General features: G+C 72.2%; 18 protein-coding genes. 12 read left to right on the forward strand and 6 right to left on the reverse strand.

Annotation, left to right across the window (positions count from 1 at the left end; translation table 11 throughout):
* Positions 1-154 precede the first annotated feature (154 nt).
* Genes ADL15_RS49755 through ADL15_RS56790 form a run of 3 tightly spaced genes read left to right on the forward strand, consistent with a single transcriptional unit; the run spans position 155 to position 4,061 of the window.
* A complete protein-coding gene (locus ADL15_RS49755) occupies positions 155-1,831 on the forward strand; it encodes a putative Ig domain-containing protein (RefSeq protein ID WP_198171360.1) in 1,677 nt (558 codons plus the stop codon).
* Positions 1,828-2,496, forward strand: a complete 669-nt coding sequence (locus ADL15_RS49760) for a PulJ/GspJ family protein (RefSeq protein WP_067708235.1) — start codon at positions 1,828-1,830, stop codon at positions 2,494-2,496. The genes ADL15_RS49755 and ADL15_RS49760 overlap by 4 nt, the downstream gene beginning before the upstream one ends.
* Positions 2,493-4,061 (forward strand): ricin-type beta-trefoil lectin domain protein, encoded by a 1,569-nt coding sequence (locus ADL15_RS56790; protein WP_067708238.1) that lies wholly within the window; start codon positions 2,493-2,495, stop codon positions 4,059-4,061. The genes ADL15_RS49760 and ADL15_RS56790 overlap by 4 nt, the downstream gene beginning before the upstream one ends.
* Positions 4,062-4,068: 7 nt before the next feature.
* On the opposite strand, the gene ADL15_RS49770 is transcribed toward ADL15_RS56790, so the two are convergent.
* The gene (locus ADL15_RS49770; RefSeq protein WP_067708241.1) at positions 4,069-4,899 is read right to left on the reverse strand and encodes an MEDS domain-containing protein; all 831 of its coding nucleotides are present in this window, start codon (positions 4,897-4,899) and stop codon (positions 4,069-4,071) included.
* 134 nt (positions 4,900-5,033) lie between these two features.
* On the opposite strand from ADL15_RS49770, the gene ADL15_RS49775 reads away from it, so the two are divergent.
* Positions 5,034-6,200 (forward strand): acyl-CoA dehydrogenase family protein, encoded by a 1,167-nt coding sequence (locus tag ADL15_RS49775; RefSeq protein ID WP_067708242.1) that lies wholly within the window; start codon positions 5,034-5,036, stop codon positions 6,198-6,200.
* 303 nt (positions 6,201-6,503) lie between these two features.
* Here ADL15_RS49775 and ADL15_RS49780 read toward each other — a convergent pair whose 3' ends face one another.
* The gene (locus ADL15_RS49780; RefSeq protein ID WP_067708245.1) at positions 6,504-8,453 is read right to left on the reverse strand and encodes an RNA polymerase sigma factor; all 1,950 of its coding nucleotides are present in this window, start codon (positions 8,451-8,453) and stop codon (positions 6,504-6,506) included.
* Between the two features lie 4 nt (positions 8,454-8,457).
* Complete coding sequence (locus tag ADL15_RS49785; RefSeq protein WP_067708248.1) at positions 8,458-8,778, reverse strand: YciI family protein; 321 nt, start codon at positions 8,776-8,778, stop codon at positions 8,458-8,460.
* Positions 8,779-8,951: 173 nt separating this feature from the next.
* Here ADL15_RS49785 and ADL15_RS49790 point away from each other — a divergent pair, with 173 nt between their 5' ends.
* Genes ADL15_RS49790 through ADL15_RS49805 form a run of 4 tightly spaced genes read left to right on the forward strand, consistent with a single transcriptional unit; the run spans position 8,952 to position 16,535 of the window.
* Positions 8,952-11,663 (forward strand): helix-turn-helix transcriptional regulator, encoded by a 2,712-nt coding sequence (locus tag ADL15_RS49790; RefSeq protein WP_067708251.1) that lies wholly within the window; start codon positions 8,952-8,954, stop codon positions 11,661-11,663.
* A 32-nt stretch (positions 11,664-11,695) separates the two neighbouring features.
* Complete coding sequence (locus tag ADL15_RS49795) at positions 11,696-12,766, forward strand: alpha/beta hydrolase fold domain-containing protein (RefSeq protein ID WP_067708255.1); 1,071 nt, start codon at positions 11,696-11,698, stop codon at positions 12,764-12,766.
* A complete protein-coding gene (locus tag ADL15_RS49800) occupies positions 12,763-15,480 on the forward strand; it encodes a helix-turn-helix transcriptional regulator (protein ID WP_067708260.1) in 2,718 nt (905 codons plus the stop codon). The genes ADL15_RS49795 and ADL15_RS49800 overlap by 4 nt, the downstream gene beginning before the upstream one ends.
* Positions 15,477-16,535 carry an alpha/beta hydrolase gene (locus ADL15_RS49805; RefSeq protein WP_083972678.1) on the forward strand — a complete coding sequence of 353 codons (1,059 nt, stop codon included), beginning with the start codon at positions 15,477-15,479 and terminating at the stop codon, positions 16,533-16,535. Before ADL15_RS49800 ends, ADL15_RS49805 begins: the two co-directional genes overlap by 4 nt.
* Here ADL15_RS49805 and ADL15_RS52455 read toward each other — a convergent pair.
* Both ADL15_RS52455 and ADL15_RS49810 read right to left on the reverse strand, forming a co-directional pair.
* A complete protein-coding gene (locus ADL15_RS52455) occupies positions 16,444-16,713 on the reverse strand; it encodes a Txe/YoeB family addiction module toxin (protein WP_083972679.1) in 270 nt (89 codons plus the stop codon). The two genes, ADL15_RS49805 and ADL15_RS52455, sit on opposite strands and share 92 nt — an antisense overlap.
* The gene (locus ADL15_RS49810; protein WP_067708263.1) at positions 16,710-16,979 is read right to left on the reverse strand and encodes a type II toxin-antitoxin system Phd/YefM family antitoxin; all 270 of its coding nucleotides are present in this window, start codon (positions 16,977-16,979) and stop codon (positions 16,710-16,712) included. Before ADL15_RS49810 ends, ADL15_RS52455 begins: the two co-directional genes overlap by 4 nt.
* Before the next feature lie 85 nt (positions 16,980-17,064).
* Between ADL15_RS49810 and ADL15_RS49815 the strand changes: the two genes are divergently transcribed.
* The 3 genes from ADL15_RS49815 (at position 17,065) to ADL15_RS49825 (ending at position 18,073) form a co-directional block, all read left to right on the forward strand.
* Positions 17,065-17,370 carry an alpha/beta hydrolase fold domain-containing protein gene (locus ADL15_RS49815; RefSeq protein ID WP_198171361.1) on the forward strand — a complete coding sequence of 102 codons (306 nt, stop codon included), beginning with the start codon at positions 17,065-17,067 and terminating at the stop codon, positions 17,368-17,370.
* Between the two features lie 71 nt (positions 17,371-17,441).
* Positions 17,442-17,663, forward strand: a complete 222-nt coding sequence (locus tag ADL15_RS49820; RefSeq protein ID WP_067708278.1) for a type II toxin-antitoxin system VapB family antitoxin — start codon at positions 17,442-17,444, stop codon at positions 17,661-17,663.
* Complete coding sequence (locus tag ADL15_RS49825) at positions 17,660-18,073, forward strand: PIN domain-containing protein (RefSeq protein WP_067708268.1); 414 nt, start codon at positions 17,660-17,662, stop codon at positions 18,071-18,073. The genes ADL15_RS49820 and ADL15_RS49825 overlap by 4 nt, the downstream gene beginning before the upstream one ends.
* 79 nt (positions 18,074-18,152) lie before the next feature.
* Here the strand turns inward: ADL15_RS49825 and ADL15_RS49830 are convergent, their stop codons facing one another.
* Complete coding sequence (locus ADL15_RS49830; protein ID WP_067708271.1) at positions 18,153-18,569, reverse strand: MerR family transcriptional regulator; 417 nt, start codon at positions 18,567-18,569, stop codon at positions 18,153-18,155.
* A gap of 55 nt (positions 18,570-18,624) precedes the next feature.
* On the opposite strand from ADL15_RS49830, the gene ADL15_RS49835 reads away from it, so the two are divergent.
* Positions 18,625-19,386 carry a methyltransferase domain-containing protein gene (locus ADL15_RS49835; RefSeq protein ID WP_083972680.1) on the forward strand — a complete coding sequence of 254 codons (762 nt, stop codon included), beginning with the start codon at positions 18,625-18,627 and terminating at the stop codon, positions 19,384-19,386.
* Positions 19,387-19,610: the final 224 nt, after the last annotated feature.

Here is a 19,610-nt window from a genome sequence, read left to right on the forward strand (position 1 = left end):
CGGATGTCCGCGACGGATGTCCGTGCCGGGCGGCGAAGTGCTAAACGCTCCCCTTCCGCTGCCGATGATCTGCACGAGCGACATCTGGACGCCGGGCCCCGGCGTCCCGCCGTGACGGACCGGCGCGGCGGACGGAATGCAGCGGGAGCGTGCCTTGGACAGCGACGGCGACGAGGGCTTCACCCTCATAGAGATCCTGGTCTCGCTGGCCATCCTGTCCGTCACGCTGCTCGCCAGCACCCCCTTCTTCGTCAGCAGCCTGACGTACGTGAACAAACAGCGGACCAAGCAGGCCGCGATCCAGCTCGCCGACACCGCGATGGAGCAGGTCCGCGGGCTCAAGGGCAGCTCGCTGCTGAGCGGGCACGGCCAGCAGGCCGGCGAGGCGCAGTTCGCGGCCGCACCCGCCGTGGTCAAGCCCTACCTGGCCACCATGCAGGTGCAACACGACGAGGACGACACCACCGCGACCACCGAAGGCGCCGACGCGCCGCTCTCCACCATCGCCCAGGTCAGCACGATCGAGGGCACGCCGTTCACCCGGATGATCTATGTGGGCGCCTGCGAGGTCTACCTGACCGGCAGCACCGACTGCGTCTATCCGCTGACCGTCGGCGCGCCGGCCGACACCACCAAGATCCTGAAGTTCTTCCGCGCCGTGGTGCTGGTCAGCTGGCCGGACAACTCCTGCCCCGGCACCACCGGCAACCCAGCGAACACCTGCCAGTACGTCATGACGACGCTGGTCTCGCGCGCCTCGGAGCCGAACTTCGACATCCACCGGCCGTCGCCGACCGTCCTCACCTCGTCGCTCACCTTCTACAAGGGCACCGTCACCACCGCCCAGCTGGAGGCGCGCGGCGGTCAGCTGCCGAACACCTGGACGCTGGCCAAGCTCCCGGCCGGCCTCTCGATGACCCCGGCCGGCGTGATCAGCGGGACCCCGACCACGGCCGGGACCACGGTCACCACCACGACCGTCACCGACAAGCTGAACCGCACCGACACCGAGCCGATCACCTTCACCGTGGTGCTGCCGCCCACCCTGACCATGCCCGCCAACGCCGCCAACCACGTCGGCGACGCGGTCAGCCTGCAGGCCACCGCCGCGAACGGGGTCGCACCGTACGTCTACACCGGCACCGCCTTGGCGCCCGGCCTGGCCGTGAACCCCTCCACCGGGGCGATCACCGGCACGCCCACCACGGCCGGCACCTACCTGACCACGGTGACCGTCAAGGATCAGAACGGCGTCGCCGGCACCGGCACGTACACCCACGTGGTGTACCCCGCCGTCACCCTGGACCTGCTCGCCGACCAGGCGATCACCCTGGGTTCGAAGGTCACCTTCACCGCGAACGGCGGGGGCGGCGACGGGAACTACACGTACACCGCGACCGGGCTGCCGGCCGGGGTGACGATCAACAAAAGCAGCGGTGTCATCAACGACAAGCCGACCGTCTCCGGCCGGTTCCTGCCGACGATCACCGTGACCGACGGCATCGGCGGCGCCGGCGGCAGCGCGAGCCAGCAGATCGCCCTGATCGTCAACACCACCACCTCGCTGGTCTTCACCGCACCGGTGTTCACCGCGGCCGACCGGAGCACCGTCAAGGGCACCGCCGCGTCGCTGACCCTGACCACCAACGGCGGGTTGCTCGGCCTGAGCCCGGTGGTCACCGTGACCGGGCTGCCGGCCGGCCTGACCTACAACGCGCTGACCGGGGTCATCTCAGGGACGCCGACCACCGTGGGCACCTACACGGTCACCGCGACGGCCACCACCGTCACCGCCACCAGCGTCCTCACCCTCATCTGGAAGATCACATGATCGACGATCCCGCCCTGAGCACCGGCCCGCGGTCGGCCGACGACGCCGACGATCGTGGTTTCACCCTGATCGAGCTGCTGGTCGGCATGGGTCTGATGTCGGTGGTGCTGGTGATGGTCACCGGGGCGCTGATCGAGGTCTACGCCAACGTCAACCGGGTGGACACCCTCACCGTCGCCCGGGACCAGCTGAGCAACAGCTTCCGCCGGCTCGACAAGGAGCTGCGGTACGCCAACTGGCTCAACACCCCCGGCCAGGTGGGCAGCAACTGGTACCTCGAGTACGCCACCTCCGGCGGGTGCCGCCAGCTCGCCTACAAGGGCGGCGTGCTGACCACGGCGAGCTGGACCCTGCCCGCCACCACGCCGGGAACGCCGACCACGATCGCCACCGACCTGGCCCTGACCGGCACGACCCCGCCGTTCACCGTCTACACGGTCAACTCCCAGCCGTACGCCTCGGCCGCACCGGGCGTCTCCGGCGTCGGCGTCGACTACCAGCTCGCGCACAGTCAGGTCCGGCTCCAGTTCACCGGCAAGGTGGGCACCACCACGCTGCCGTTCGACGTGCTGTTCACCGCGCAGAACACCAACGCCGCGAACGTCTTCACCGACCCCGGCAAGCTGACGCCCAACGACTGCAGCAAGGGAAGGCCGACCACATGAAGCTCTCGCTGCAACGCCGGGACGAGGAGCGACGCCGGGACGAGGAGCAACGCCGGGACGGCGAAGGGCGACGCCGGGACGACGAGGGCTCGCTGCCGATGGCGATGCTGGTCATCACGGTCGTGATGTCGCTCTCGGCGATCATGGTCCCGATCGTGCTCCGCCAGATCAAGTCCACCCAGAACCTGGCCGAGCGCAACACCGCGCTCAACGCCGCCCAGGCCGGCCTGGACATGATGATGGCCCGGGTCCGCGCCGCCGCCGACCCGGACAAACTGGACGGGTATCTGGAGAACCTGCCGCCCTGCTCGCTGGTCGGCGACGCTGGGGTGAGCGACGCCGGCACCAAGCTCACCTACGCGGTCACCCTCGTCTACCGCGACCAGGACGGCAAGGACCTGACCACCTGCCCGACCACCGATGTACCCGCCACCGCGGTGGTCACGTCGGTCGGCGGCGACGGCTCGGTCAAGCGGACCCTGACCGCCACCTACGTCTTCTCCACCAGCAACACGAACATCCCGGGCGGCCAGATCCGGATCTCCAGTTCCACCCTCGGCAACCAGTGCATGGACTCCGGGTCGAGCAAGGCGCCGGTGTCCGGCTCCGCGGTCCTGATGGCGCCGTGCGACGGCAGCAGCCGGCAGCAGTTCGGCTACACCCCGGACCTCTATCTCAAGCTGATCAACTCGGATACCACGGGTGCCTCGGACGGCATGTGTCTCTACGCCGGCGACACCCACAAGTCCGGCAACGCCCTGGTCTTCCAGCCGTGCCCGACGGTCCGGACCACCACGTTCCAGTGGAGCCTGGACGGCAACTCGGTGTTCCACTCCACCAGCACCGCGAGCAAGGCCGAGAGCGGCACCTGCGTGAACGTCACGTCACCCGGATCGACCACGACCCGGAGCGTGACCCTCGGCAGCTGCTCCGCCGGCGCCACCACGAGCATCTTCCGGTCGGCGACCGGGGTCGGCGCGGGCATGGCCGGTGACAGCACCAACCAGCTGGTCAACTACGCCCAGTTCAGCCGGTGCCTCGACGTGACCGGCAAGTCGATGTCCGCGACGTACATGATCGCCTGGTTCTGCAAGCAGGACCCGGGCGGCGTCGTCGACTTCAACCAGCAGTGGGTGCACCCGACACCGGTCTTCCCCGCGGTCACCGCGACCGGGCCGATCATCGTCAACAACACCAACGCCACGAGCAACAGCAAGAACGGCACCGCGGCCAACAACTACTGCCTCAAGACGCCGGGCACCGCCACCAGCACGTCCTGGGTGACCGTGGTGAACTGCACGACCGCTGCGGTCCAGGCCCAGCAGGCCCTGACCTGGACGGTCTACCATGACACCGGCGACTACGGCACCAGCTACCGGATCAAGGACTACAAGGGCTACTGCCTGCAGCCCACCGACCAGGCCAGCGGCGTCGCCAACGACTTCCACGGCGACGGAACCAGCAAGGTCAAGGTCGCCGTGTGCAACAAGTCCGAGCTGCAGAAGTGGAACGCGCCGCCGAACGTCAACCAGCCGACCCCGCTCACCGACCTGACCGAGCAGTAGCCGGCCATCACTCCAGCCACACCCGGTCCGGTGGCCCCGACCAGTGGAAGGTCAGCAGCCGCCGGACCGGCCGGGACAGCCCGACGATCCGCAGCCGGTGCGTGCCGGCCGCGGCCGGGGCGAGCAGGATCCGGGCGGCGGCCGAGTCGGCGAACCGCAGCCGGGTCAGGTCCAGCACCAGCGGCATCCGGCCCATCACGGTGTCCTCGATCAGGTGCTCCATCATGGCCCGCAGCGCGTGCCGGTTGGACAGGTCGGCCTCACCCTCCAGGCGCAGACCGAGCGGCCGCTGGGTACGCACCCCGCGCAGCAACGGCACCCGTTCCGGGTCGGTGTTCCGGGTGATCGTGGCCGGGTGCGAACGGGTGAGCCGCCGCAGCTCCGGCTCGCTGAACAGGCGGCGGTCGTAGAGGCAGACACCCATCGCGTAGCCGTCCGCGAAGATCCGGTTGACCCGGGACTCGTACCAGAACAGCTCGTCGACGAGGGTGCGCCGGCTGGCCCAGGACATGTCGCCGATGCCCCGCATGCCCCGGTAACCCGCCGCGCGGGACGCGGTCGCCTCGTCCTTCCAGGCCGCCAGGCTGAGGTAGGCCGGGCCCGGCTCGACGAGCGACAACTGCCCGCTGGCCAGGGCGTTCGTGACGTCCATGCCCTGCTCGGCGAGGAGCGCGGGCAGCCGGTCGGCGCGCTGCCCGTGGTAGAGGATCCGGTGGTGCTCGCGCAGCCCGGCCCGGACGTACGCCGCCACGCTGCGAGCCCGCAGCGGCTCGTCGTCGAAGATCAGACAGGCGTGGTCACCCGGGCTCAGGTGGTCGAGCGTGCTGGCCTCGGCCATCGTGTCCTCTCGGTGATCGCCCCCGTGCCGGAAATGCTGGCCATCACCGTAGTCACGGCCGCCCGCCGGGGACCATCGCTGAATCGGGTGCCCAGCAGGCGGCATACTGCCGGGGAAGCTTCTTTGGAGGACGCATGACGATGACCGACCCGCTCGAGTTGCTCGACATCGCCGGCCTGCTGAGCGACGAGGAACGGCAGATCCAGGAGACGGTGGCGCGCTTCGTCGCCGACCGGGTCCGGCCGTATGTCGCGGAGTGGTTCGAGGAGGGCACGTTCCCCCGCGAGCTCGCACCGGAGCTGGGCAAACTCGGGGTGCTCGGCATGCACCTGGACGGCTACGGCTGTGCCGGCACCAGCGCGGTCGCCTACGGCCTGGCCTGCCTGGAGCTCGAAGCCGGCGACTCCGGCCTGCGCAGTTTCGTGTCGGTGCAGGGTTCCCTGGCGATGTTCTCGATCTGGAAGTACGGCTCGGAGGAGCAGAAACTCGAGTGGCTGCCCCGGATGGCGGCCGGCGAGGCGATCGGCTGTTTCGGCCTGACCGAGCCGGACTTCGGCAGCGACCCGGCCAACATGCGCACCCGGGCGGTCCGCGACGGCGACGACTGGATCCTCACCGGCACCAAGATGTGGATCACCAACGGCAGCATCGCCGACATCGCCACCGTCTGGGCGCAGACCGAGGACGGCATCCGCGGCTTCCTCATCCCGCGCGGCACCCCCGGCTTCACCACCCGCACCATCAAGCAGAAACTCTCGCTGCGCGCGTCGATCACCGGCGAGCTGATCCTGGACGGCGTGCGCCTGCCCGACTCCGCCCGGCTGCCCGGCGCCCGCAGTCTCGGCGCCCCGCTGAGCTGCCTGAACGAGGCCCGCTTCGGCATCATCTTCGGTGCCACCGGCGCTGCCCGGGACGCGCTGAGCAGCACCCTGGACTATGCCAAGACCCGCGTCCAGTTCGACCGCCCGATCGCGGCCTTCCAGCTCACCCAGGAAAAACTGGCCAACATGGCGGTCGACCTGAACACCGCCGCCCTGCTCGCACTGCACCTGGGCCGGCTGAAGGACGCCGGCACCCTCAAACCGCACCAGGTCAGCGTCGGCAAGCTCAACAACGTCCGCAAGGCCCTGTCGATCGCCCGCGAGTGCCGCACGATCCTCGGCGGCAGCGGCATCACGCTGGAATACTCACCGCTGCGCCACGCCAACAACCTCGAGTCGGTCCTCACCTACGAGGGCACCTCCGAGATCCACACCCTGGTCATCGGCCACACCCTCACCGGCCACGCCGCCTACCGATAAACCCTTTTTCGGTACGACCTGAAGGTCCCCACAAGCACTGCCCGGTCCCGTGGCTCAACGCGACGCGGTTGTTCCCTCCCGACCGCGACGCCGCATCCGGGCTGATGCGTCCCCTCCCGCCCACCCCAGCGTGTGAAGTTACGGTGCGCTCCGCACCCAAACTCCCCACGCAACGGGGTTCTCAGCCTTGCGTGGGGACTTACGGTGCGCTCCGCACCCAAAGTCCCCACGCAACAGGGTTCTCGGCCTTGCGTGGGGAGTTGCGGTGCGCTCCGCACCCGAAATCCCCACGCTCGGGGTGGGTCAGGGGCGCAGGGTGCGGAGGGTGTGGCCGGTGGCCTGTTTGTACAGGTATTCGGCGCGCTCGTAGGAGAGCCGGCGCCGCCCGGTCTCCGGGCAGAGATCGGCCGGCGCGGGCCGGCGGGCCGGGGCCGGGCGCCGGTCGGAGAGGAACAGCGGCCCCCGGGTGCGCCCGGCGATCACTTCCGGTAACCGGGCCGCCGTCCGCTCACCCCAGCTCACCCCCGGCCCCCGGCGCGCCACGAGATCGAGATCCTGGACGTCGAGCGCCAGCACCGCACCGATCGGCGCCACCGACTCCCGCACCATCAGCCACAGCACCCGCTCCCGCACCGCGACATCCACCCGGTCCCACGGATCGTCCGCGCCGGCCGAGTCCGCGGGTGATCGGGCGGCACGCTCCACCGGCCGGTTCCGCAGACCGCTCGCGAGCTGCGGAAATCCGGCCGCCGCGGCGAACGAGCGGAACGCGGCCAGGTGCCGGTTCCAGCCACGCGGCGCGGCGCCGGGCCAGAGCGTGGCGACGACCGCGGCGACGCCGTCCGGATCGAGGGTGGTCAACGGAGTCCGTTCGCCCAGGGCCCGGCGCATCCGGAAGAGCGATTTCCGGTACGCCTGAGCGGTCACCGGCCGCAACCCGCCGAGGAAATCGTCCACCGCCGCGCCGAGCAGCGGCCCCTCCCCGGCGTCCGCACGAGACCGAAACTGGTCAGAAGCAGGCACGTCGGGGCGGAGCCGGTCGGCGGCCGCTTCCGCCCGGGCTCGGAGGAAGTCACGTTCGGCGGCGTTGCGGGTCAGGGACGCGGCACGTTCCAGCTCCCGGCGCGCCTCGGCCACCCGGCCCACCCGCAGCAGCAGGTCCCCGCGTACCCCGGGCAGCAGGTGGTAGTCACGGAGCACCGGGTCGGCCCGCAGCTCGTCGACCAGGGCCAGCCCGGCCTCCGGACCCCGGGCGAACCCCACCGCGACCGCCCGGTTCAGTCGCACCACCGGGGTCGGCGACAGTCGCGCCAAGGCGTCGTAGAGGACCGCGATCCGGGCCCAGTCGGTTGCCGCGGCGGTGCTCGCCTGTGCGTGACAGACCGCGATCGCCGCCTGCAGAACGTAGGGTCCCGGCGCTTTCCCGGCACCCGCCGACCGGGCCCGCAACATGGCCGCGAAACCGCGGTTGATCAGCAGGCGGTCCCATTTCCCGCGGTTCTGTTCGTGCAGCGGGACCGGCTCGCCGCGGGGCCCGATCCGGGTCGCCGCACGGGACTGCTGAATCTCCATCAGGGCGGCGAGCCCGTGCACCTCCGGATCGTCCGGCGCCGAGGTGGCGAGCAGCCGGCCCAGCCGCAGCGCCTCCAGGCACAGGCCGGGACGCATCAGGTCGTCGCCGGACGTGGCCGAGTAACCCTCGTTGAAAATCAGGTACACGACCTCGAGCACCGACGACAACCGGCCGACGAGTTCGGGACCGTCCGGCAGTCCGTAAGCGACGCCGGAATCGGCCAGGGTGCGTTTGGCCGCGGCGATCCGCTGCGCGATCGCCGATTCGCCGATCAGGAAGGCCCGCGCGATCTCGGCCGGGCTGAGGCCGCCGATCACGCGCAGGGTCAATGCCACACGGGCCGGCTTTTCCAGTACGGGGTGACAGGAGATGAACAGCAGCCGCAGAACGTCGTCACCGGACGACGCCGCGGGGCTGTCCGGCGGCTCCATGTCCGTACCGTCGAATCTGCTCGAACGCCGCAGGTGATCAACGGCCTTGCGCCGGGCGATCGTGGTCAACCAGGCGCCCGGGTTGTCCGGCAGGCCCTGGACCGGCCACTGCTCGATCGCCGCGACCAGCGCGTCCTGCGCGAGCTCCTCGGCCAGGCCGACGTCGTGGACCATCCGCAGGAGCGCCGCGATGATCCGCGCGGACTCCTGCTTCCAGACGACGCCGACCGTGGCCCGGATGTCGATCATCAGATCAGCTGAAGACCTCGTGGATCAGGCTCTCGCCGTCACCGACGATCGCCAGGAAGCGGCGGCCGATTTCGATCGCCTCTTCCCGGGAGCGCACCTCGACCAGGGCGAACCCGCCGATCGCCTCCTTGGCCTCGGTGAACGGGCCGTCGGTGACCGTCACCTGGTCACCGGCCGAGGTGAGCTTGAAGCCGGACGCGTCGAGGCCACCGGTGGCCAGCAGCACCCCGGACGCCGTCATCTCCTCGATGAACGCGGCCATCTCGGTGAAGAGCTTCTCGTCGGGCTGGTTGTCCTGGGTCTTCGAGAGCATCAGGTAACGCATCGGTTTCTCCGTTCTCCGGGTTCCTGGTGAACCGTCACCCCCACGTCGAACCGGCTCATATGACAGGTAATCACAGATTGCGGGCCTGGTGGGACGGGTCACTGCGGCTTGGGACGCACCGCGGGCGCGGGCAGACTGGGCAGGCCATCGTCGGCTGGCCGGGAGGACGCGGGATGGATCTCGACCGGGACGCACCGGGCCTGATCGGCCGGGCCGGGGTGTGGGCCGAGTTGCTCACGCTGCTGGACCGGGACCGGCCGGAGAGCACCGGGGCGCTGCTCGTGGGCGCCGCCGGGATCGGCAAGACCACGCTGGTGGAGCGGTTCGTCTCGTACGCCGGGGACCGGGGTTTCCCGGTGATCCGGGCGACCGGCGAGGCGGGCGCGGAACCGTACGCCGTGCTCCGCGCGCTGTTCGGCGGCGCCGATCTCGACGAGTTGCCGGGCGGGCAGCGCCGGGCCCTGCGCGCCGCCCTCACCCCGCGGACCCCGGCCGCACCGGTGGATCTGCTGGCGTTGCGCTCCGCGGTCTGTGCCGCCTGCTCGCTGCTGGCCGGCGACGGACCGCTGGTGCTGGTGGTCGACGACGTGGACCGGTCCGACCCGCAGACCCTCGACGTGCTGCTCACCCTGGCCTCGGTGCTGACCTGGCGGCAGTTGCCGGTGGTGGCGCTGTTCGCGAGCCGCACCGAACGCCTCCCGGTCGAACTCGCCGAACTCCTGCGCCAGATCCCGGTGCCCCCACTGACCGACCGGGAGGCGGACCACCTGCTGGACCGCCTGGGCGCACCGACCGGCTCGGCCCGCGGGGAGATCCTGCGGCGGGCGGCCGGCAATCCGCTGGCGCTGCGGGAGTACGGCGCCCTGTCCGACCCCACCCCGGTGGCGGCGACCGCGACCGACGGCCGCGGGATCCTCCCGGAGGACCGAGCAGGTGAAGAGGGCGGCGTCGCGCAGGTCTTCGCTCGTCGCGTCCGGGAATTGCCGGAAACCGTGCGGCGGGCCCTGACCCTGGTGGCGGCCGGCGAGCGCAGCGTCGCCGTGCTGACCCGGGCCGAGCCTTCGCTGACCCCCGCGGACTGGCAGCCCGCCGAGGCGGCCGGGCTGATCACGGTGACCGACGCGGTGGTCCGGTTCCGGCATCCGCTCGTCGAGTTCGCGGTGCTGGACGCGGCCGGTGCGGGCGCACGCCGCCGGGCTCACCGGACGCTGGCCGAGGTCACCGCCGATCCGCGCCGCGCCCTGTGGCACCGGGCCGAGGCGGCCGACGGCGCCGACCCGGGCCTCGCCGCCGAACTGATCGCCGCCGCCCGCCCGCTGAACGGCGCGGCCGCGGTGACCGCCATCGGCCTGCTCGAACGCGCCGCCGACCTGCTCCCACCCGCCGACCGGGCCCCGGTCCTGCTCGAGGCGGCCGGCCGCGCGGCGGCGGTCGGCCGGATCCGCTGGGCCACCGGCGTCCTGGCCCGCGCCCGCGCGACACCCCACCCGGACCCGGAGCTGCGGGCCGCGCTGACCTCCCTCACCTCCTGGGTCCTGACCATGCACGGCCGGGTACCCGACGCCGCGGCCCTGCTCACCGAAGCCCTCACCGGCTACGCCACCCCGCCGGCCGGTGCGGTGCCGGGCGGGCTGGTCGAGACGAGCGCTTTTCCGGCGTTTCTGCTCGGGCGCGGGCCGCTGTTCGCCGCGCTGCGGGCCGCGCTGCCCGCCGCTTCCGGGGACGGGTTCCTGGCGCGGGCGCTGACCCGGCCGGGCGAGGACGTCCGGGCGGCGATCCTGGCGGTGCCCGAACCTGTCGCGCCCGCGGAGATCGGCCGGGCCGCGTCGGCCGGCGCCGGAGCGCTGCTGTGCGACGAGCCGGAACACGCCCTGCGGCTGCTCGGGCCCGCGGTGCAGGCCGCGATCGACGGCACCGCGGCCAGCGCATTCCTCGCCGCGCCCGGCGCCGCCTGCTGGGCACTGATCGACACCGGCCGCTGGGTCGAGGCGGAGCAGTGGCTGGTGCCGCTGCTCGCCTCCCCGGTGATGGCCGAGGCCCCGGTGCTCCGGATCGGCGCCCAGGTCCAGCTCGCGGTGATCGGCCTCGGCCGAGATCGCAGCACTCCCGAGACAACGACGATCGCTCTCGGTCAGGCCGGTGGCGATGCGGAGCACCGCGAACCGGTCTTCGCACTGCGCCTGCACTGGGCCCGCGGTGTCGCCGCGGCGGCCGCCGGGAACCACCGTGAGGCCTACCTGTCGCTCCGCGCCGCTGCAGAGATTCCGCACCCGTGGCAGATGCTGGTGCTACCGGATCTGATCACCGCGGGCCGGCACGCCGGCCACCCGGCGGAGGCCCGGGCGATCTACCAGCGGGTGCTCCTGGCGTCCGGCGATTCCTGGCTGACCAGCCGCAGACGTGCCCGCCTCGCCGCGGCCGCCGCGCTCCTGATCCCGGATCCGGCCGCCTCCGCCGAGCGGCTCGCCGCGGTGCTCGACGACCCCGGCACGCATCGATGGCCGTTCGAGCGGGCCGTGCTCGCGGTCGAGTTCGCCGACCGCCTGCGCCGCGCCCAGCAACCGGCCCGGGCCCGTGACGTGCTGGTCGGCGCGCTGGACACGTTCGAACGGCTGCGCGCCGCGGCCTGGACCAGCCGGGTGCACGCCGACCTGCGGATCGCCGCGCCGCCGGCCGAGGGCGACGGGTTCGCCGCGCTGACCGCCCAGCAGGAGCAGATCGTCCGGCTGGCCGCGCACGGGCTGACCAACCGCGAGATCGGCGAACGCCTGTTCCTGTCCCCGCGCACCGTCGGCTCCCACCTGTACCGGCTCTTCCCCCAGCTCGGCGTCACCAACCGCACCCAGCTCGGCGACCTGGTCACCGCCCTGGACCGCCAGCAATGATCCACAACCGCGATGAGGTGCCCGTGACCGTTATGGACGATGCCACTCGCCGGCTGGCGGACGGTGCCCTGCACCCGCCGTTCCTCTATGCGATGGGCCCGGACGACGCGCGCCTCGCGCTGGACCTGATGCAGGCCCCGCCGGAGGTCCCGGCCGACCTCGAGCACCGGGTCATCGAGATCACTACCGGACGCAAGGCCATGCCGGTCCATCTGTTGATCCCGCGCGGCGCGGTCTCCGCACCGATCATTTTGTACGCCCACGGCGGCGGCTGGGTCCTCGGCGGCTGGTCCAGTCACCACCGCCTGGCCACCACGCTGTCCCGGGAGACCGGCGCCATCGTGGTGATGCCGGAGTACAGCCGGGTTCCCGAGGCCCGCTACCCCGTCGCGATCACCCAACTGGCCACCACCCTGGCCGCGATCCGCTCCGGCACTCTCCCGATCCCCGGCGACCCGCACCGGATCGCCCTGCTCGGCGACTGCGCGGGCGCCACCCTGGCCCTCTCCCTGGCCCTGCTCGACCGCCCCACCCCGCTCGTGGCCCAGGTGCTGCTCTACCCCATCGCCCGTCCCGCACCGGGCGACCGTTCCGCATCCGACTTCGCCACCGGCGCCGCCCTCCGCCTGGCCGACGTCCGGCGGCTCTGCCACGAATACGCCCCCCGCGGTGAAGCCCTCGCCGACCCGATCGGCACCCCGGACCCCACCGGCCTCCCGCCGACCCTGCTGATCACCGCCGAGGCCGACGTGACCCGGGACCGGTCCGAGGACTTCGGCAACCGCCTGCGGACCGCCGGTGTGCCGGTCACGGTCACCCGCTACCTCGGCGCGGTCCACGACTTCGCGGTGCTCGACGCCCTGCGCTGGACCTCACCGGCCCGCACCGCGATCACCCAGATCACCGACTACCTCCGCACCGCCTTCACCACCCCACCCGAAGGGACCGCCTTCACCACGCTGCCGGAAAAGACCACGTCGCCGGAAAAGGCCACGTCGCCGGAAAAGACCGCCTTCACCACGCTGCCGGAAAAGGCCGCCTTCAGCGCACCGCCGGAAATGACCGCAGCCGAGGAGACCGGCCGCGTCGCCGGGCAGGCATGACCGTGCCCCTCATCGGGCGTTCCGCACAGCTGGCCGAGATCACCGCCGCCCTGTGCGACGGCCGCTCGGTCCTGGTCCTCGGCGAACGGGGCACCGGCCGCTCCGCGCTCCTCGCCGAGGCCGTCCGCCGGCACGCGCCGACCGGAATGTCCGTGCTCGCAGTCCGCGCACTGCCCGGCGACGAGTCCCTGCCCGGCGCCGGCCTGCAACGCCTGCTCAACCCGGTACAGCAGGAGACCGTCGCCCTCCCCCCGCCCGCCGCGGCCGCGTTCGCCCGGCTGTTCGGCGCGGACGCCCCCGACGTGACCCCAGCCCCGCTGCCCGAGGCGGTCGCCCTGCTCGCCGAGCACCTGGCCGCCCGGGGCCGACAGCTCTGGTGCGTCGACGACCTGGACCGCCTGGACGCGCTCTCCCGTACCGTGATCGCCGCACAGACCCACATCCCCCTCCTGGCCGCGGCACTACCGCAGCCCACCACCGACCCCGCGCCAGGCCGAAAAGCCGCGGCACTCCCGCAACCCACCGCAGTGGCCGCGCCGGACCGACAAGCCGCGGCACTCCCGCAACCCACCGCAGTGGCCGCGCCGGACCGACAAACCGCGGCACCACCGCAACCCACCGCCGACCCCGCGCCGGACCGCAACCCGGTCACGATCCGAATCGGACGGTTGACCCGCCTCGAGGCCGAGCGCCTCCTCGCCGGCATCCCCGGCGCTCGTGCCCACCCCGCCGCCCGCCTGCTGCTCGCCCAGGCCGCCGGCAACCCCCTCGCCCTCACCGAACTCGCCCGCCATCTCCCCCCGCCGGCCGAGCTCCCGCCGACCGCCACCGAGCTCCCGGTCCCGCCCCGCCTGCGCCGCGCCCTCGCGCCGGCCGTCGACACCCTCGACGAGCGCCACCTCCGGGCCGCGCTGCTGGTCGCGGTCGCCGCCGAGACGCCGGGCCCGCACACCGCCGCGGCGCTGACCGCCGCGATCAGCCCGGCGCTCTGGACCGGACTGATCACCGGCGGCGTGCTGCGCCCCGGGCGACATTTCCGGCATCCGGTGGTCCGGGCCGCCGTGCTCGACCGGGCAGATTCGGTCAGCCGCCGGGCCGCGCGGCGCGAGATCGCCGACCTTCTCCGGTACGACGATCCGGCCCGCGCCTGGCACCTGGCCCGCGCCGAGCCCACCCCCGACGAGTCCGTCGCCGCGCACCTGGAACGCACCGGCACCGACCTGACCCGGGCCGGCCGGGTGCGCGCCGCCGCCTACGCGCTCGGGCTGGCCGCCGCCCGCAGCCCGGAACCGGGGCTCGCCGACGCCCGGCACCGGCTCGCCGCCCACCAGGCCCGGATGGCGGGCGAACCGGCCTGGGAACGGCAGCTGACCCCGGCACGTTCGCTGGCCGCCACCGGGCTCGGCCAGCTGCTCCGGGTCGCCTGGCTGCGGGGCGACGACCAGATCCGGGAGGAGGTACGCGCCCTGATCCCGGGCGCACCCGGCCCGCTCGCCGTGTGGGCGCGCGCGGTGGTCGACGACGCCGACCCGGGCGGTGACGCGCAGCGGCTGATCAACGCGTACCAGCGGCCGCACCAGCCGGACCACCTGGCGCCCGACGAGCGCGCCGTCCTGCTCGGCACGATCGCGGTGGCCCGGCACGAGACCGCCCTGGCCGTCGGCCACCTCTCCCGGGCCGGTGCGCTCGCCCCGCCCGGCGGCCTGATCCGCCCGATCGCGCTGGGCGCCCTCGCCTGGGCCCACTTCGACGCCGGAGACCTGGACGCGGCACGGACCGAGGCGCTGCGCACCCTGGAGTTCGGCGACGCCGCCCGGCACGGCACGACCACGTCGGACACCGCGGCCGGCGCGCTCGCCACCCTGGCCGCGGTGGCCCTGCTCCGGGAGGATCCGGACGCCGCCGACCGTCTCGGCGACGCCCGGGACGCCCTGCAGCCGGGCCGGCACGCGCTGCACGACCTGCGGCTGGACCGCGCGCAGGGCCTGATCGCCGGGATCCGTGGCCAGCACGCCCTGGCCCGGCACCGGCTGCGGCGGCACTACGACCGGGACGGCCGGCCGGCGCACCACCGGGTCGCCGATCTGGCACTTGCCGATCTGGCGCTCGTCGCGGCGGGGCTCGATCGTACGGAAGAAATCGCCGTGCTCGTCGCGGCGGCCGAGCCGAGGGTGCGGGCCTTGCGCTCGGCGCGCCTGACCGCGGTCTGGCACCGGGCGCGGGCGCTGCTGGCCGGCCCGGACCCGGCGGCCGAGACGTTCTTCCGGCTGGCGCTGGCCGACCCGGGCACCGACCAGTGGGCGTTCGAGCGGGCGCTGACCCGGATGGACTACGCACAGTGGCTGCGCCGGCGGCAGCGGCCCGCCGAGTCCCGTCCGCTGCTGCGCGCGGCCCGGGACGTGTTCGCGGCGGCTGGGCTGGCCGCCTGGCGGGACCGCGCCGAGGCGGAACTGGCCGCGGCCGCCGCACCGCCCCGGCCGGGCACTCCGGCGGCCGGGCTCACCCCGCAGCAGCGTCAGGTGGTCGGGCTGGCCGCGCAGGGGCTGACCAACCCGCAGATCGCGGCCCGGCTCGGGCTCTCGGCGCGCACCGTCGGAACCCATCTGAGCAGGGCATATCCGATCCTCGGAGTGACCCGCCGGACGCAGCTGCCGGCGATGCAGTCATTCGACGGACGACGCGCGGGGGACGCTGACGGAAGTCTGATGTCATGAGCTATCCGAAGCCGGTGCTGGAACCCGCGGCCGAGCAGTTCACGCGGGACACCGCGCTGCCGCCGTACCTTCACGAGCTCGGCATCGAGCTCGCCCGCAAGACCTTCGCCGCGGCGCAGACCGGCGACGACGTGCCGCTGCCGGTCGCCGCGACCACGGACGTCGCGATCACCGGCGGTCCGTCCGGCCGGGTCCGGCTCCGGCTCGTTCGCCCGGCCGCCGCGACAGGTCCGCTTCCGGCTATTTTGTACGCCCACGGCGGCGGCTGGGTGTCCGGTGACGCCGACACCCACGACCGCCTGGTCCGGGAGCTGGCCGTGCAGTCCGGCGCCGCGATCGTGTTCGTCGACTACAGCCGCGCCCCGGAGGCCCGCTACCCGATCGCCGTCGAGGAGATCTACGCGACGCTGGAGTGGGTGACGGTGCACGGCGCCGCCCACCTGCTGGACCCGTGCCGGATCGCGATCGCCGGCGACTCGTCCGGCGGGAACCTGGCAGCGGCGGTGACCATCATGGCCAAGCAGCGCTCCGGTCCGACGCTGGCCGCGCAGGCCCTGCTCTACCCGGTCACCGACGCGACGTTCGACACCGACTCGTACCACCAGTTCGCCGAGGGCCACTGGCTGCGGCGCGAGACCATGCCCTGGTTCTGGGACCAGTACGCCCCGGACGTCCCGTCCCGGGCCGAGATCACCGCGGCCCCGCTGCGGGCCACCACGGAACAACTCGCCGGCCTGCCCCCGGCCCTGGTCATCGTCGCCGAGGCGGACGTCCTGCGCGACGAGGGCGAGGCCTACGCCGCCAAGCTCCGCGCGGCCGGGGTCCCGGTGACAGCGGTCCGCTACCAGGGCACCATCCACGACTTCGCCACCCTGGCGGCCCTGCGCGACACCCACGCCGCCCGAGCCGCCACCACCCAGGCCGCCACCTTCCTCCGCGACGCCCTGGCCGGCCCCATAGCAGCTATCGGTCGCCGTAGTGGTAGCGACAGGACAGGATCTCTACTTGCCCCCGTGCCTCCACGACGCGGTACACAAGCCGGTGTTCCTCGGTGATGCGCCGTGACGCCCAGCCCGCCAGATCGCCCTTGAGGAGTTCCGGCTTACCGATACCCCCCTCACCACCTCGCTGAATGTCCCTGATGAGGGCGTTGACGCGTTTAAGGATCTTTCGATCACTCGCCTGCAGATTCACGTACTCTTGCCAGGCCTGCGGGTGCCAGAGGAGCTTCACGCAACGCCTCCGGCGTCGAGGTCCTCCAACTCATGCTGGACCTGCGCGCCTGCCTCCATGTCCGCGATGCGTCGACGCAGTTCACGACCATTGGCGCCACGAGACAGGTATTCGGTCTCCCGCCACGCGTCATAGTCGCTCTTGAGCATGACGACGAGCGGCTCATGCCCGCTCCGAGTGACCACCAGGTGTTCAGCGTCGTCCTCGATCGCGTCGAAGACGTTCGCAAGGTTGGCGCGTAGATCTGAAGCAGTGATGACCTTCATGAACCCTCCAGGCTTGTACGTTATACCGTACGTCGAAAAGCTTGTTCCGAAAAGGCGCTAAGTGCGCGCAGGCCCGGTGGTCGTCGTGACGGCAGCGCAGGCCGTGTTCCAGGAGGGTCCGGGAGAGGGCCAACCGGGTGATGCGTTCCCGCACCCGGGCCAACTGGGCGCGCAGGATGGCGCCGCCCACCTGCTGGACCCGTGCCGGATCGCGATCGCCGGCGACTCGTCCGGCGGGAACCTGGCCGCGGCGGTGACCATCCACGACTTCGCCACCCTGGCGGCCCTGCGCGACACCCACGCCGCCCGAGCCGCCACCACCCAGGCCGCCACCTTCCTCCGCGACGCCCTGGCCGCCGCCACCTTCCTCCGCGACGCCCTGGCCCCCTGAACCCCGCTCCGGCCTCCCCGTGATGTTGCTAATGTTTGAGAGGTCCATACATCACCAACAAGGGGATGCCGATGGCCATCACTCAGATCGATCTGGACGATGAGGCCCTCGCCGAGGCGATGCGGCTGTCCGGGGCCAAGACCAAGAAGGAAACGGTCAACCTTGCTCTGCGTGAGTACGCGGCCCGCCATCGGCGGATCGCGGCGCTCGATCATCACGCGACAGCTGCCCAGGGGTGGGACTACGAAGGTTGGCAGGACCTGCACCGTGCCGGTAAGGCACCCACCGAGTGATTCAGTATCTGATCGACTCGTCCGCGGTCTGGCGGATCCTGCGTGACGATGCGTTGCGCGAGGCCTGGGCTGACGTCATCTCGGACCATGCCATCGGATCGTGCCGTCCGCAGCGCACGGAGTTCCGCCGTTCGGCTCGCGGACTGGACGAGTACGAAGAAATGACCGCGATGTTCGCTGACCTGTACCCCGACGTCACGGTACCCAAGAGCGCATGGTCATGGGTGGACTCGGCGCAGTACCGCCTGCTTCGAGCCGGTGCACACCGAGCGCTGTCCTGCGTGGATCTCCTGATCTGCGCCTGTGCCGCCGTCGGCGGTCTGACGGTCCTGCACGATGACAACGACTTCATCACCGCAGCCAGATACCTTCCCGACCTGTCCGAGCACCGGGTCCTCAACGCTCCTTGACCCACCAGCGCAAGAAATTCGGTCTCCCGCCACGCGTCATAGGCGCTCTTGAGCATGACGACGAGCGGCTCATGCCCGCTCAGGGATGGTCGAGGGCTTCGGTGAGGGGGACGCCACCGAGGCGGGCGCTGATCATCTCCTGGAAGTGCGCGCAGGCCCGGTGGTCGTCGTGGCGGCAGCGCAGGCCGTGCTCCAGAAGGGTCCGGGAGAGGGTCAACCGGGTGATGTGTTCCCGCACCCGGGTCAACTGGGCGCGCAGGATGGCGCGGCGCTCCTCGAGGGTGGGTGCGGCGAAGAGGTCGCGGATCTCGTCGAGGGTGAAGCCGGCGTCCTTGCAGATCTGGATCTCAGCGACCCGGGCGAGGTCGGCCTCGCTGTAGGCGCGGCGGGACGCCACCCGGCGCGCGGGGGCGAGCAGGCCCACCTGCTCCCAGTGGCGCAGCACGTGGGTGGCCACGCCGCACCGGGCCGCCAGCTCGCCGATCGTGTACTCCATACCGCACCTCCGTGACGGTTGACTTCAGGTCGACCTTAAGTCGCAGAGTGGGCGGATGATGAAGACGCACAGTGACCACATCGATGTCACCACGCTGATCCGGACGCTCGACGCGGCGGAGAGCACGCCCGGCGCGGTCGCGCTGCGGGAGCGCGGCTACGAGCTGCTGGGGCTGAACCCGGGCGCGACGGTGCTCGATGTGGGATGCGGGACCGGGCGTGCGGTGGCCGAACTCGCCGAGCGCGGGGCCCGGGCGATCGGGGTGGACCTCGACCCGGTGATGCTGGCCGCGGCGCGCGAGCGGTTCCCCGGGGCCGACGTCCGCGCCGCCGACGCCGCTGAGCTGCCGCTGGCGGCCGGCGAGGCCCACGGTTATCGGGCCGACAAGGTCCTGCACATCCTGCCCGATCCGGAGTCGGCACTCGCCGAGGCGCGGCGGGTGCTGGCCCCGGGCGGGCGGATCGTGCTGGTCGGGCAGGACTGGGACACCATGGTCGTCGACTCCGGCCTGGGCGAGCTCACCCGGCGGATCATCGCGGCGCGGGCCGACACGATCCCGCACCCGCGGATCGCCCGCGCCTACCGCAACCTCCTGCTCGACGGCGGCTTCACCGACGTCACGCTCGAGGTGCACACCATGATCCGCACTGACGCCGCCGCGCGGTTGCTGCTGGCCAAGCACGCCACCGCCGCCCACGACACCGGCGCGATCACCGCCGCCGAAGCCGAACAGTGGACAGCCGACCAGAACCACCGAGCCGCCACCGACCGGCTCCTGCTGGCAATCCCCATGTTCCTGGCCGCAGCCACCCGCTGACCCCCGGCGACACCATCACCCGAGAGCCGCAAACCACAGAAGCAGTGACCGCGAGCCACCCACGGGCCACACTCACCGTGATGCGGGGCTTCCGGGGGCTCGGCCCCCGGAGCAGATATGACGAGGGGCCGCGGTTCGCGCTTTCTGCGAACACACGGCCCGTGCAACTCGTGGGCGATACTGGGATCGAACCAGTGACCTCTTCCGTGTCAGGGAAGCGCGCT

Source organism: Actinoplanes awajinensis subsp. mycoplanecinus, assembly GCF_001509495.1.
Classification (GTDB): domain Bacteria; phylum Actinomycetota; class Actinomycetes; order Mycobacteriales; family Micromonosporaceae; genus Actinoplanes; species Actinoplanes palleronii.

What these genes read in the sequence shown, in the direction of transcription:
- ADL15_RS49760 (WP_067708235.1), top strand. Translation starts at nt 1,828, where the DNA reads ATGATCGACGATCCCGCCCTGAGCACCGGCCCGCGGTCGGCCGACGAC.
- ADL15_RS56790 (WP_067708238.1), top strand. Translation starts at nt 2,493, where the DNA reads ATGAAGCTCTCGCTGCAACGCCGGGACGAGGAGCGACGCCGGGACGAG.
- ADL15_RS49770 (WP_067708241.1), bottom strand. Translation starts at nt 4,899, where the DNA reads ATGGCCGAGGCCAGCACGCTCGACCACCTGAGCCCGGGTGACCACGCC.
- ADL15_RS49775 (WP_067708242.1), top strand. Translation starts at nt 5,034, where the DNA reads ATGACGATGACCGACCCGCTCGAGTTGCTCGACATCGCCGGCCTGCTG.
- ADL15_RS49780 (WP_067708245.1), bottom strand. Translation starts at nt 8,453, where the DNA reads ATGATCGACATCCGGGCCACGGTCGGCGTCGTCTGGAAGCAGGAGTCC.
- ADL15_RS49785 (WP_067708248.1), bottom strand. Translation starts at nt 8,778, where the DNA reads ATGCGTTACCTGATGCTCTCGAAGACCCAGGACAACCAGCCCGACGAG.
- ADL15_RS49790 (WP_067708251.1), top strand. Translation starts at nt 8,952, where the DNA reads ATGGATCTCGACCGGGACGCACCGGGCCTGATCGGCCGGGCCGGGGTG.
- ADL15_RS49795 (WP_067708255.1), top strand. Translation starts at nt 11,696, where the DNA reads ATGGACGATGCCACTCGCCGGCTGGCGGACGGTGCCCTGCACCCGCCG.
- ADL15_RS49800 (WP_067708260.1), top strand. Translation starts at nt 12,763, where the DNA reads ATGACCGTGCCCCTCATCGGGCGTTCCGCACAGCTGGCCGAGATCACC.
- ADL15_RS49805 (WP_083972678.1), top strand. Translation starts at nt 15,477, where the DNA reads ATGAGCTATCCGAAGCCGGTGCTGGAACCCGCGGCCGAGCAGTTCACG.
- ADL15_RS49810 (WP_067708263.1), bottom strand. Translation starts at nt 16,979, where the DNA reads ATGAAGGTCATCACTGCTTCAGATCTACGCGCCAACCTTGCGAACGTC.
- ADL15_RS49820 (WP_067708278.1), top strand. Translation starts at nt 17,442, where the DNA reads ATGGCCATCACTCAGATCGATCTGGACGATGAGGCCCTCGCCGAGGCG.
- ADL15_RS49830 (WP_067708271.1), bottom strand. Translation starts at nt 18,569, where the DNA reads ATGGAGTACACGATCGGCGAGCTGGCGGCCCGGTGCGGCGTGGCCACC.
- ADL15_RS49835 (WP_083972680.1), top strand. Translation starts at nt 18,625, where the DNA reads ATGATGAAGACGCACAGTGACCACATCGATGTCACCACGCTGATCCGG.